Here is an 11,875-nt window from a genome sequence, read left to right as displayed (position 1 = left end):
GATAAAACCCGGAATATATCTCCCGGGTTTATTTATTTTTCAGGCTGCGCAATTACATTTTATGCTTTGGTTGGCGGGCATCCCATTTGCTCTGATAATACGCCGGGCGTTTTTTTCAACCCGGCCTGAATCTCTGTCGGTAAGTCCGACCACAGAGTTAAACCAGCACGGCGCTCAACATCACTGACCGTGGCCTGAAAATCACAAAAATTGGCCGTGGCGGGCGTATCCTGATCCAGGATAAAAGTGGCGTAATGATTGACTGCCGGGCTGTTATTGATGAAAATAATTTTCCAGTAACCGCTTGGAATTTGGTGCGATTTTTTCGCATTAGGCAGTTTTTCCATAGAACGTTCATACAGCGGCCCAGTGACGGTGTAAACCGCGCTAATATCTGCTCTGTTCGCCAGTTTCCGTTCCTGATCTTCCAGTCTCGCCCATGCCCCCTGATTTAACGCGGCCTTTTGCGGTGTAATATTGGACAAATAATTAAGGCTCTGCCAGTCAGAGACGGCGGCCAGACTGGCTAGCGGAGCTTGATGTCCCCGATCGACTTTCAGCACTTGATTCGCATTTTTATAATCATCTGGGCTTAGAGTATCGCTGGCAGGTAAATCCGGATCGGTTTTCCAGTTACGCGGTCGGCTGCTAGCCTGAGTAGATTTTGTAATCTTGTAGGCAACCCAGTTAGCAAATTTAGTACCGGGATTATTATTCAATGTATAACTATTTCGAACCAGAGTCTCATCACTCTGACTTCCCGTTGGACACCCTACCGCACAGTTATCTATGCCTGCTATGCCGCGATCTATGCCCAGCAAAGCCTGAGGCGCTGGTGGTAATGGCGTCGTGGTACAGGCTGCAACCAACAATACCGGAGCAAAAGCAAAGATTTTACTGCTTAATTTCATACTCATGGATTCATCCTTTTTATTCCAAGATTTGTATGTAAACACAGCATTGATTAATACAACAATTGTGTTGATAACAAATAGTGAGTTTTCACTGTGGCATGAAAATATCCTAGACCCCACCCATTATCACCAAAATGAATGTGATTAAAGGATGCACAAACAAAATCAATTAAATCATGTCGAATATAGAATTCGACTATAGCTGTTCCTTTCACGTTAATGAGTCATTCTTATTTAACATTAATTGAAATGAACAAACACATAAATAATAGATACCAACACATACAATAGAGACGCCTTGCAATATAAGGCTTACCTGACGACTTATTTAATTTTTGCCTCTTGACCTCCGTCGATTAATTGACGGATTGATTAATGAAGTCAGTTAAATGAAAGGTTAATCGAAATTTAAATTAAGGATATTTGATTTATGCGCTACATACCATTACTGGCCATTCCGATATTAAGCGCCTGCGGCATAGGCTTCTTTAAATATGATTCTCTGCCCGTTGTCCGGGCGACGGTTTTCACTACCGGAGCCACTAAACAATCAGTGATGAATGCCGGAGGACCACCGGATAGTATGATGATAACCAGTAAGATACGAGGCAGTTGTCTTAATTATACGTTACGAAAAGATGGCTATACCTCACCGTTCTTCGTTGCCTTAAACCGTTATGATCAGGTGGTAGAACATGGTTATATGACCTGTCAGGAGGCTGACAGTAGGATTACTTCGGATAGGCCACTATAATTCTAAACATTAACCCTATGACAATGTAGAGTAATGCATGGAAAAGAACTTCAGTGGCTCTAGGAAACCAGAGTTTTACTAAGAGTTATAAATAGAAAAATAATAATTAACTAGGGTAGCTCTTTCGTTTGGGGCTACCAGTAATTTTTATGCCAAGTGGGAAGCCACTAACAATTAGAAATTATAATCCCATCGTGTTTTTAATTACGAACCCTGCCCGATAACCAACGCCACCTATGATCGCAAACATAGCAATTCTTTTATTCTTATTCATAAACTCATCCTTGATGGTTAATGGCCTTAGACCATCATGTCCATGAAAATAATTTTTCTGCTCTCAGCCTTATTTTGATGGCAAGCATCATCTGAATAGCCGCGTTGTCATCAAACGCCCATATTCATCACTTCCTGATAGGCCGAAACCAACTTATTACGTACCTGAATTCCCATTTGCATGGAGATCGAGGATTTTTGCATATCGACCATCACATCATTTAAACCAATGCCCGGTTTACCCAGCTCAAAATTCTGTGCCTGAGTGCGAGCCGTTTGTTGCACTTCACTGATTTTACCCAGTGCGGCCTTCAGTTCGCTGGCAAAACCCGGCTCAGCCGGCAGCACGTTGGCCGTTCCTGCCGCCTGTAATGCGCTGACCTGCATTTGTTGCAAAACACCTTCAATACCTTGAATGGACATAAAAACCTCAGTAAAAAGCGCGTGCTCAGGACGGATATTCTTTATGCCCGGCACAGATTGGTATTTTCAGGCTGACACCCTAACACATCATTTTTTAGCTAAACCGGCTAATTAGATACAAAAACACCGCCTTATTGACTCATCAAATTCCCTTAATCCGACAAATAATGGCATGCCCATAAAAGGGGAGACCGGCGATTGCTGCTTTGTCGCTTACGTACCAGGGAGTCTGTTTTGTTTCGATACACTACTTACACAAATACTAACGTCAACGTTGTCCAGCCTGGCAAGGAATGCGTATGAATGCCTCGATAACTGGCGTAGAGAACCGTGAGAATGGCTTTAGCGGGCTGTTGAATCGCCTGCGCGCCAATCCAAAAATTCCGTTACTTATCGCCGCTGCTGCCGCAGTGTCGATCGTTGTCGCCTTAATGTTATGGGCAAAAAGCCCGGATTATCGCGTCCTTTACAGCAATTTGAGCGATCGCGATGGCGGCGCTATTGTCACTCAACTGACTCAGCTCAATATTCCTTATCGCTTTGCCGAAAACGGCGGTGCGCTGCTGATTCCGGCAGACAAGGTGCATGAAACCCGTCTACGTCTGGCGCAGCAAGGGCTGCCGAAAGGCGGTGCCGTTGGCTTTGAACTGCTGGATCAGGAAAAATTCGGCATCAGCCAGTTCAGTGAACAAATCAACTATCAACGGGCGTTAGAGGGAGAATTATCCCGCACTATCGAAACCCTCGGCCCGGTCATGAACGTACGCGTTCATTTGGCATTGCCGAAGCCTTCGCTGTTTGTTCGTGAACAAAAATCCCCTTCTGCTTCTGTCACTCTGGCTTTACAGCCGGGGCGCGCATTGGATGATGGTCAAATTAACGCCATCGTTTATATGGTCTCTAGCAGCGTTGCCGGTCTACCTCCGGGTAACGTCACCGTCGTTGACCAAACGGGCCGTCTGTTGACGCAATCAGACAGCGCCGGTCGCGATTTGAACGCCGCTCAGCTGAAATTTACCAATGAGGTCGAAGCCCGCTTCCAACGCCGCATTGAGTCTATTTTGGCTCCGATGGTCGGTAACGGAAATGTCCACGCTCAGGTCACCGCACAGGTTGATTTTGCGACCCGCGAGCAAACGGACGAAGAATACAAACCGAACCAACGTCCTGAACAGGGGGCGGTACGGTCACAGCAACTCAGCCAAAGCGAACAGGTTGGCGGCACGCCAATCGGCGGCGTTCCGGGCGCTTTATCCAATCAGCCTTCGGCCACACCGGTTGCACCAATTGAAACTCCGCCAGCCGGCGCAGCGCCGGGGGCTACCGGTGCAGCCGCGAATACCGCCGCAGCCACTGCGGCTAACCGCAGCACCGCCGCCGGCACTGGCAACCGCAATAGCGCTCCGGGCAGCAGTCGTCGGGATGAAACCACTAACTATGAAGTTGACCGGACGATTCGCCACACCCAGCAGCAAGCTGGCATGGTGCAGCGCCTGTCCGTCGCTGTGGTGGTTAACTATCTGGAGACCGATAAGAAAACCGGTAAGCCGATCGCGCTGAGCAAAGATCAGCTGGCACAAATTGAGGCACTAACCCGTGAAGCCATGGGCTTCTCCACCGCTCGTGGCGATACGCTAAACGTGGTCAATACACCGTTTACCGCAACCGAAGAAACCAGCAGCGCCCTGCCGTTCTGGAAACAACAATCCTTCTTCGAGCAGTTGATGAGTGCCGGTCGTTATCTGTTGATTCTGCTGGTTGCCTGGATTCTGTGGCGCAAACTGGTACGTCCGTTTATCGCTAAGAAACAGGAAGTGAATCCAGCGATTACTGCGGCCAATACCGCAGCGCAGACGGCACAAACCGCTGAAACCGTCAAACAGAGCAAAGAAGAGCTGGCCCTGCGTAAGAAATCACAACAGCGTGTAAGCGCTGAAGTTCAAGCCCAGCGTATCCGCGAACTTGCTGATAAAGATCCACGCGTTGTCGCGCTGGTAATTCGTCAATGGATGAGTACAGACCAATGAGCCTGACCGGAACTGAAAAGAGCGCCATCATGCTGATGACGCTGGGCGAAGACCACGCCGCAGAAGTGTTCAAACACCTCTCGTCGCGGGAGGTGCAGCAACTGAGTACGACCATGGCGAGTATGCGTCAGGTTTCTCATCAGCAATTAATTGACGTGTTAGTCGAATTTGAAGACGACGCAGAGCAATATGCGGCGTTAAGCGTCAACGCCAGCGAATACCTGCGCGGCGTATTGGTGAAAGCCTTGGGGGAAGAACGTGCCTCCAGCCTGCTGGAAGATATTCTGGAATCTCGCGAGACCACCAGCGGTATGGAAACCCTCAACTTTATGGAACCACAGATGGCGGCGGATTTGATTCGGGACGAGCACCCGCAGATCATCGCCACCATTTTGGTTCACCTGAAACGCGGTCAGGCTGCCGATATTCTGGCGCTGTTCGACGAACGTCTGCGCAACGATGTCATGCTGCGTATCGCCACCTTCGGTGGGGTTCAACCGGCGGCGTTGGCGGAATTGACCGAAGTGCTGAACAACCTGTTGGATGGCCAGAATCTCAAACGCAGCAAAATGGGCGGTATCCGCACCGCGGCCGAGATTATCAACCTGATGAAAACCCAGCAGGAAGAAGCGGTTATGGACGCCATGCGCGAATACGATGGCGAACTGGCACAAAAGATTATCGACGAGATGTTCCTGTTCGAAAATCTGGTTGGTGTCGACGACCGCAGCATTCAGCGTTTGCTACAAGAGATCGACTCCGAGTCCCTGTTGGTGGCATTGAAAGGGTCGGATCAGGCTCTGCGCGAACGTTTCCTCAGCAACATGTCTCTGCGTGCTGCCGAGATTCTGCGCGACGATCTAGCCACTCGTGGGCCAGTGCGTATGTCTCTGGTAGAAAGCGAGCAGAAAGCGATCCTGCTTATCGTCCGTCGCTTGGCGGAAAGCGGAGAGATAGTCATTGGCGGCGGCGAGGACATCTATGTCTGATCAGCTGAATGCCCTGCCCTGGCAGCCGTGGTCTCCCAAGGATTTCGCCAGTCAGTTTGATGACGCTCCGGCTACCCAGCCGGAAGTCGCTATGACCGAGTTTACCGACGAAGAAGGCGAACCACAGGAACCCGACCAGCAGCAAGTGCTGCAAAGTTTGCAACAGCAGGCGGAGCAACAGGGTCGCCAGCAAGGTTTCGCCAAAGGTTTGCAGGAAGGCTTGGATCAGGGCTATCAAACCGGGCTGCTGGAAGGGCGTGAACAAGGTTTGCTGGAAGCGCAGAAACTGCAAGAGCCGATGACCGCTCACTGGCAGGCGTTGGTCGCAGATTTCCAAAATACGCTCGATTCCCTCGACAGTGTCATCGCTTCTCGTTTGATGCAATTGGCGCTGACGGCGGCGAAACAGATTTTGGGGCAACCGGCTATTTGTGACGGCACCGCACTGCTGGGTCAGATCCAACAACTGATTCAGCAAGAACCTATGTTTAACGGCAAACCGCAGTTGCGCGTCAATCCAGACGATTTGGCGATGGTGGAGCAACGCTTAGGCGCCACCCTAAGCCTGCATGGTTGGCGTTTGCTGGCCGACAGCCAAATTCACGCCGGTGGTTGTAAAGTCAGCGCAGAAGAAGGCGATCTGGATGCCAGCGTCGCAACCCGTTGGCATGAGCTGTGCCGCCTGGCCGCACCGGGAGATTTGTAATGACCGCCCGTCTTGGCCGCTGGCTGACTACACTGGATAAACTGGAAGAGCGAATCGTTCAATCGCCTACGGTTCGGCGCTATGGTCGTTTAACCCGTGCCACCGGTCTGGTTTTGGAGGCCACTGGTTTACAATTGCCCTTGGGCGCAACCTGCCTGATTGAACGACACGACGGCGGTGAAGTGCAGGAAGTCGAAAGCGAAGTGGTTGGTTTTAACGGCCAGCGCCTGTTTTTGATGCCGTTGGAAGAAGTGGAAGGCATTGTGCCCGGCGCGCGCGTCTATGCACGCATTACCGCCAATGGCGCTTCCGCTAGTAAACAACTGCCTCTCGGCCCTGAGTTGCTCGGACGCGTACTGGATGGCAGCGCCAAGCCGCTGGACGGTTTACCCGCACCAGAGACCGGTTATCGCGCACCGTTAATCACGCCGCCGGTTAATCCGTTGCAACGTACCGCTATCGAACAGGTTCTGGACGTGGGCGTGCGTACTATCAACGCCCTGCTCACCGTGGGTCGCGGTCAGCGTATGGGTCTGTTTGCCGGTTCCGGCGTCGGTAAAAGCGTGTTGCTTGGTATGATGGCCCGCTATACCCAAGCGGACGTCATTGTGGTCGGGCTAATCGGTGAACGTGGTCGTGAAGTAAAAGATTTTATTGAAAATATTCTTGGGGCAGAAGGTCGCGCACGTTCGGTCGTCATTGCCGCACCGGCCGACGTTTCTCCTTTATTACGTATGCAGGGCGCCGCTTACGCGACTCGTATCGCCGAAGACTTCCGCGATCGCGGTCAGCATGTGTTGCTGATTATGGACTCCCTGACTCGTTACGCCATGGCACAGCGTGAAATCGCGTTGGCCATTGGCGAGCCGCCGGCCACCAAAGGCTACCCGCCTTCCGTCTTCGCCAAACTCCCGGCGTTGGTCGAACGAGCCGGTAACGGCGTCAGCGGCGGCGGTTCTATCACCGCTTTTTATACCGTATTGACCGAGGGCGACGATCAGCAAGATCCGATTGCCGACTCCGCCCGCGCTATTTTGGATGGCCACGTGGTGCTGTCCCGCCGTTTGGCCGAATCCGGTCATTATCCGGCTATTGATATCGAAGCCTCTATCAGCCGAGCCATGACAGCGCTGATTGATGAGGATCACTACAGCAAAGTTCGTCAGTTCAAACAGTTACTGGCGAGCTACCAACGCAACCGCGATTTGGTCAGCGTCGGCGCCTACGCGGCAGGCAGCGATCCGCTGCTCGATCGCGCAATCTTGCTTTACCCCCAGATGGAAACCTTCTTGCAGCAAGGAATGTTTGAGCGAAGTAGCTATGAGGATGCCTGTCAGCATCTCAAGGCGCTGTTTCCCGGCTGATTGGCCGTCAGCTCACTGACGCCAATCTTCATTCCGTAATAGATGAGGAATACGATGAAAAGTCAATCACCTCTCGTTACCCTGCGCGACCTTGCGCAGAAGGCCGTCGAAAAGGCCAGTACACAGTTGGGACAGGTGCGTCAATCGTACCTGCAAGCCGAGCAGCAACTGAATATGTTGCTTAACTATCAGGATGAATATCGGGTCAAGCTGAACGATACCTTATGCGATGGGATGGCCTCCTCAACCTGGCAGAATTATCAGCAGTTTATTCAGACGTTGGAACTGGCAATCGATCAGCACCGGCAGCAGCTACTGCAATGGAATCAGCGCGTCGATTTAGCCGTCAAGCACTGGCAAGAGAAACAACAACGCCTCAACGCGTTCGAAACCTTGCAGGAACGGGCGGAAACCACCCAGCGTCACCATGAAAACCGTATGGATCAAAAATTGATGGATGAGTTTGCCCAGCGCAGCTCACAAAGGAGCCTGAATTCATGAATCTGTCTGTACTGCCCGGTGTTGCGACACCAACCGAAACTGAGGGTACAGCGTCTTCTTCTATCGCCGCGTTATTCAGCGATGCCGGTTTACCCGCGGATTTTGCCGACCTACTAGGTGGTCAATTGAGCCAATTGGCTCAGAAGCTGGATGCTGCCGATGCCAAAGCGCTGAAATCCTCTTTAGCCGCCGTCACCGGTAACATTGCCGACGTCGAAGGTGATAAAACCAGTCAGGGCAGTAGCAAACTTAACCAGTTGCTGGCCGCATTGGGTGATATCACCGCGACGCTGCCAGCGGGATTAACTGCCGCAGGTCAGACAGGCGAGTCTCATGGCAAGAAAGTAACACCAGAAGACGATCAAAAACTGGAAATTCAGACCGATAAACCCGACCTGAACCCATTGCATACTTTGCTGGCGATGTTACCCCATCAGGTAGCAACCACACTGGCAAACGGCAACGGCCTGAAATCAGGGCTAACCGCACAGGATAATCTGAATGCTGGCTCCAAAGGTAGCGCCGCAGGTAAAGGCGAAGCTCTGGGCAGTGTGCTGGGCTTAACCGGTCAGGATAAAGAGCTGAGCGCGCTGCTGGGCACCACTCTAAGTAACGGTAAAAAAGAAGGTGGTAACGCCGCTAATGACCTATTGACCGAGGTGAAAACCAAAACCGAGAAGGTAGAACTGCGTCAGAACCGCCCTACCGGTCAGACACAAGACAATAGCGCCATGGCTGCCAATAAAACCGCTGCGTTGAGTGCGTTAATCGCCCCGACAGAAGCAATCAATAGCGGCGATAAAGCCTTGTTAACCAGCGCTATCACGCCTTCATTACCTCCGGTCTCCAGCCCAATCATGACGGCCCCCACAGGCGGTCTTGCTTCCGCCCCGGTTGCCGGCCATTTGACCGCTCAGTTGGGCAGTCAGGAATGGCAGCAGGCGTTAGGCCAGCAGGTATTAATGTTTAGCCGCAACGGCCAGCAAAATGCCGAACTGCGTTTGCATCCGCAGGAATTGGGTGCGCTGCAAATCAGTCTGAAGATCGAAGATAATCAGGCGCAGTTGCACTTCGCCTCAGCTCACGGTCAGGTTCGCGCCGCGCTGGAAGCCGCGCTGCCGGGGCTGCGTCATGCTTTGGCTGAGAGTGGGATTCAATTAGGCCAGAGCAGTGTCAGTAGCGAAGGATCGTCTCAGTGGCAGCAAGCTCAGCAACAGCAGCATCAACAAAATCAGCAAAACTATGCGGCTAATGGCCAGCCTGCTTATGGCGAAACCGGTGAGTCGGCTGATTCTCTGACGCCGTTGGTGACACCAGCCGCGCTGCAATCTTTAGCATCCGGCAACGGCGGTGTTGATATTTTCGCCTAAAATTGAACAAACGGGCGAGGTAGGCCGTTTTTTCCCACCTATTCTGCCTATTGCCGGCGATGATACGCGGGATAATCATCACCATTATTCGTTTAACGCGGGTAGGTTGTCAGAAGTTGCCAAGGTGGCGATATCTGTCAACGAGTCATACCCGCGTTATTATGCAGATACACGAAACAGGAATTTGTCTTCCCCATGTCTGATAACACCTTCCCGGCCAAGCGTAAAAGTTCAATCTGGGTGATTCTGCTGGTACTGATTGCCGTGGCTTCTGCTGCGGGTGGCGGCTATAGCTGGTGGGTACTGCACAACAGCAAGCCTGCGAACGTTAAACCTGTCCCTGTGGCTCCGGTATTTATGCCGCTCGACACCTTTACCGTTAATCTGATCACGCCGGACAACAACCTGGATCGCGTGCTGTACATCGGTTTGACTCTGCGCCTGCCGGACGAGAATTCCCGTCGCGCGCTGAACGACTATTTACCGGAAGTTCGCAGCCGTCTGCTGCTGTTACTGTCTCGCCAGACTGCCGAAAGTTTGGCTAACGAAGAAGGCAAACAGCGGTTAGTGGCGCAAATCAAAACCGTCCTCAGCCCGCCAATGGTTAAAGGTCAACCTAATCAGGTAATCAGCGACGTGCTGTTTACCGCATTCATACTGCGATAATCATTATGGGCGACAGCATACTTTCACAAGCAGAGATTGACGCACTGTTAAACGGCGACAGCGGAAACGATGAGCCGGTTGCCATAGTCGGCAGTGACAGTGACGTTAAGCCTTACGATCCGACAACCCAGCGCCGCGTGGTGCGTGAGCGTCTGCACGCGCTGGAGATCATTAACGAGCGTTTTGCCCGTCAGTTCCGCATGGGGTTGTTCAACCTGCTCCGTCGTAGCCCGGACATCACGGTAGGCCCGATTAAAATCCAGCCTTACCATGAATTCGCCCGTAACCTGCCGGTGCCAACCAACCTGAACTTGGTGCATCTCAAACCGCTGCGCGGCACTGCGCTATTTGTATTTGAGCCAAGTTTGGTATTTATCGCCGTCGATAACCTGTTCGGCGGTGATGGCCGTTTCCCGACTAAAGTGGAAGGCCGCGAATTTACCCATACTGAACAACGGGTGATTACCCGCATGCTGCGTTTGGCGTTGGACGCCTACCGCGACGCCTGGGCCGCTATTTACAAGATCGACGTGGAATATGTCCGTTCCGAGATTCAGGTGAAGTTTACCAACATCACTACCTCGCCGAATGACATCGTGGTCACCACGCCATTCCACGTGGAAATCGGCGCGCTAAGCGGCGAATTCAATATCTGTATTCCTTTCGCCATGATCGAACCGCTGCGCGAGCTGTTGACCAATCCGCCGCTGGAAAACTCACGTCAGGAAGACACCCACTGGCGCGAAACGTTAGTAAAACAGGTTCAACACTCCGAGCTGGAGCTGGTGGCCAATTTTGCTGAGATCTCGCTGCGATTGTCTCAGATTTTAAAACTGAAACCGGGCGATGTATTGCCGATAGATAAGCCAGACCGGCTGATCGCCCACGTTGATGGCGTACCGGTGCTAACCAGCCAGTACGGTACTCTGAACGGGCAATACGCCCTTCGTGTTGAACATCTGATTAACCCTATTTTGAATGCTCTAAATGAGGAACAGCCCAATGAGTGACCCTAAGCTGCCGTCTGGCGATGGAAAGGAATCCGTGGATGATCTGTGGGCTGATGCGTTTAACGAGCAGCAAGCGACAGAAAAACCAACGGCAACAACCGAAGGCGTATTCAAATCGCTGGAGGCACCGGACGCACTTGGCAATTTGCAGGAAATCGATCTGATTCTGGATATTCCGGTAAAACTGTCCGTGGAGCTAGGCCGCACCAAAATGACCATCAAAGAATTGCTGCGCCTATCGCAAGGTTCCGTGGTTTCTCTGGATGGTCTGGCCGGTGAGCCACTGGATATCCTGATTAACGGTTACCTGATAGCACAAGGTGAAGTGGTGGTAGTGGCGGATAAATACGGCGTACGTATTACCGACATCATTACACCATCTGAGCGTATGCGCCGTTTAAGCCGCTAATGAGTGAAGCACAAACGCCGGTCACCGGTTTCGCCAATTCTCACCCTGGCGTGAGTAGCCAGACTACCGTTCCTGCGGCACCGGCCCTTCCGGCTGGTGCGGTATTAACGCAGGTTGGTAGCGTTCTCGGCGGCGTTATTTTACTGATTCTGTGCGGTGCCTGGCTGGTAAAACGGCTGGGCTTTGCTCCACAGGCGCGTAATAACAAATTGCTGAATGTGCGCGCTAGCTGTCAGGTTGGCCAACGTGAGCGCGTAGTCATTGTGGAAGTAGATAACACCTGGTTAGTGCTGGGCGTCACTTCGCAGCAGGTCACTCAGCTGCACACGATGGAACGCCCTCCGGTAGACCCTACCGTCGAACCAGATACCACCAAACCGGCTGATTTTCGTCAGCTACTGCAAAAAATCCTGAAACACCCGGAAAAATCGGCATGACGTCTCAGCGCCCTGAATTCAAGGCCACTTTT

At 52.0% G+C, this 11,875-nt stretch carries 13 protein-coding genes; 11 read left to right on the top strand and 2 right to left on the bottom strand.

Features of this window, described 5'->3' with window-relative positions:
• Positions 1 to 59 precede the first annotated feature (59 nt).
• On the bottom strand, positions 60 to 911 hold the full coding sequence (locus tag AD970_RS06570) for a DNA/RNA non-specific endonuclease (protein ID WP_157045477.1): 852 nt from the start codon (positions 909 to 911) through the stop codon (positions 60 to 62).
• Positions 912 to 1,344: 433 nt separating this feature from the next.
• On the opposite strand from AD970_RS06570, the gene AD970_RS06565 reads away from it, so the two are divergent.
• Complete coding sequence (locus AD970_RS06565; protein ID WP_049597526.1) at positions 1,345 to 1,668, top strand: hypothetical protein; 324 nt, start codon at positions 1,345 to 1,347, stop codon at positions 1,666 to 1,668.
• 384 nt (positions 1,669 to 2,052) lie between these two features.
• On the opposite strand, the gene fliE is transcribed toward AD970_RS06565, so the two are convergent.
• Positions 2,053 to 2,364, bottom strand: a complete 312-nt coding sequence (fliE, locus tag AD970_RS06560) for a flagellar hook-basal body complex protein FliE (RefSeq protein ID WP_049597525.1) — start codon at positions 2,362 to 2,364, stop codon at positions 2,053 to 2,055.
• A 299-nt stretch (positions 2,365 to 2,663) separates the two neighbouring features.
• On the opposite strand from fliE, the gene fliF reads away from it, so the two are divergent.
• The 10 genes from fliF (at position 2,664) to fliO (ending at position 11,843) form a co-directional block, all read left to right on the top strand.
• Positions 2,664 to 4,391 (top strand): flagellar basal-body MS-ring/collar protein FliF, encoded by a 1,728-nt coding sequence (gene fliF, locus AD970_RS06555; RefSeq protein ID WP_049597524.1) that lies wholly within the window; start codon positions 2,664 to 2,666, stop codon positions 4,389 to 4,391.
• Positions 4,388 to 5,380, top strand: a complete 993-nt coding sequence (fliG, locus tag AD970_RS06550; RefSeq protein WP_049597523.1) for a flagellar motor switch protein FliG — start codon at positions 4,388 to 4,390, stop codon at positions 5,378 to 5,380. Before fliF ends, fliG begins: the two co-directional genes overlap by 4 nt.
• Entirely contained in the window at positions 5,373 to 6,086 is a 714-nt protein-coding gene (gene fliH / locus AD970_RS06545; protein WP_049597522.1) for a flagellar assembly protein FliH, read from the top strand. The genes fliG and fliH overlap by 8 nt, the downstream gene beginning before the upstream one ends.
• Positions 6,086 to 7,450 (top strand): flagellar protein export ATPase FliI, encoded by a 1,365-nt coding sequence (gene fliI / locus AD970_RS06540; RefSeq protein ID WP_049597521.1) that lies wholly within the window; start codon positions 6,086 to 6,088, stop codon positions 7,448 to 7,450. The genes fliH and fliI overlap by 1 nt, the downstream gene beginning before the upstream one ends.
• 54 nt (positions 7,451 to 7,504) lie before the next feature.
• Complete coding sequence (fliJ, locus tag AD970_RS06535; protein WP_049597520.1) at positions 7,505 to 7,951, top strand: flagellar export protein FliJ; 447 nt, start codon at positions 7,505 to 7,507, stop codon at positions 7,949 to 7,951.
• On the top strand, positions 7,948 to 9,321 hold the full coding sequence (locus AD970_RS06530) for a flagellar hook-length control protein FliK (RefSeq protein ID WP_049597519.1): 1,374 nt from the start codon (positions 7,948 to 7,950) through the stop codon (positions 9,319 to 9,321). The genes fliJ and AD970_RS06530 overlap by 4 nt, the downstream gene beginning before the upstream one ends.
• Positions 9,322 to 9,516: 195 nt before the next feature.
• Positions 9,517 to 9,987 carry a flagellar basal body-associated protein FliL gene (gene fliL / locus AD970_RS06525; RefSeq protein WP_049597518.1) on the top strand — a complete coding sequence of 157 codons (471 nt, stop codon included), beginning with the start codon at positions 9,517 to 9,519 and terminating at the stop codon, positions 9,985 to 9,987.
• 5 nt (positions 9,988 to 9,992) lie between these two features.
• Positions 9,993 to 10,997 (top strand): flagellar motor switch protein FliM, encoded by a 1,005-nt coding sequence (gene fliM / locus AD970_RS06520; RefSeq protein ID WP_049597517.1) that lies wholly within the window; start codon positions 9,993 to 9,995, stop codon positions 10,995 to 10,997.
• Complete coding sequence (gene fliN, locus AD970_RS06515) at positions 10,990 to 11,406, top strand: flagellar motor switch protein FliN (RefSeq protein ID WP_049597516.1); 417 nt, start codon at positions 10,990 to 10,992, stop codon at positions 11,404 to 11,406. Before fliM ends, fliN begins: the two co-directional genes overlap by 8 nt.
• On the top strand, positions 11,406 to 11,843 hold the full coding sequence (gene fliO / locus AD970_RS06510) for a flagellar biosynthetic protein FliO (RefSeq protein ID WP_049597515.1): 438 nt from the start codon (positions 11,406 to 11,408) through the stop codon (positions 11,841 to 11,843). Before fliN ends, fliO begins: the two co-directional genes overlap by 1 nt.
• The last annotated feature ends 32 nt before the right edge of the window (positions 11,844 to 11,875 follow it).

This window comes from Yersinia nurmii (genome assembly GCF_001112925.1).
GTDB lineage: Bacteria > Pseudomonadota > Gammaproteobacteria > Enterobacterales > Enterobacteriaceae > Yersinia > Yersinia nurmii.
This window is presented reverse-complemented; position numbering and strand designations above follow the sequence as displayed.

What these genes read in the sequence shown, in the direction of transcription:
- fliM (WP_049597517.1), top strand. Translation starts at nt 9,993, where the DNA reads ATGGGCGACAGCATACTTTCACAAGCAGAGATTGACGCACTGTTAAAC.
- fliN (WP_049597516.1), top strand. Translation starts at nt 10,990, where the DNA reads ATGAGTGACCCTAAGCTGCCGTCTGGCGATGGAAAGGAATCCGTGGAT.
- fliI (WP_049597521.1), top strand. Translation starts at nt 6,086, where the DNA reads ATGACCGCCCGTCTTGGCCGCTGGCTGACTACACTGGATAAACTGGAA.
- fliF (WP_049597524.1), top strand. Translation starts at nt 2,664, where the DNA reads ATGAATGCCTCGATAACTGGCGTAGAGAACCGTGAGAATGGCTTTAGC.
- AD970_RS06530 (WP_049597519.1), top strand. Translation starts at nt 7,948, where the DNA reads ATGAATCTGTCTGTACTGCCCGGTGTTGCGACACCAACCGAAACTGAG.
- AD970_RS06570 (WP_157045477.1), bottom strand. Translation starts at nt 911, where the DNA reads ATGAAATTAAGCAGTAAAATCTTTGCTTTTGCTCCGGTATTGTTGGTT.
- AD970_RS06565 (WP_049597526.1), top strand. Translation starts at nt 1,345, where the DNA reads ATGCGCTACATACCATTACTGGCCATTCCGATATTAAGCGCCTGCGGC.
- fliL (WP_049597518.1), top strand. Translation starts at nt 9,517, where the DNA reads ATGTCTGATAACACCTTCCCGGCCAAGCGTAAAAGTTCAATCTGGGTG.
- fliH (WP_049597522.1), top strand. Translation starts at nt 5,373, where the DNA reads ATGTCTGATCAGCTGAATGCCCTGCCCTGGCAGCCGTGGTCTCCCAAG.
- fliG (WP_049597523.1), top strand. Translation starts at nt 4,388, where the DNA reads ATGAGCCTGACCGGAACTGAAAAGAGCGCCATCATGCTGATGACGCTG.
- fliE (WP_049597525.1), bottom strand. Translation starts at nt 2,364, where the DNA reads ATGTCCATTCAAGGTATTGAAGGTGTTTTGCAACAAATGCAGGTCAGC.
- fliJ (WP_049597520.1), top strand. Translation starts at nt 7,505, where the DNA reads ATGAAAAGTCAATCACCTCTCGTTACCCTGCGCGACCTTGCGCAGAAG.
- fliO (WP_049597515.1), top strand. Translation starts at nt 11,406, where the DNA reads ATGAGTGAAGCACAAACGCCGGTCACCGGTTTCGCCAATTCTCACCCT.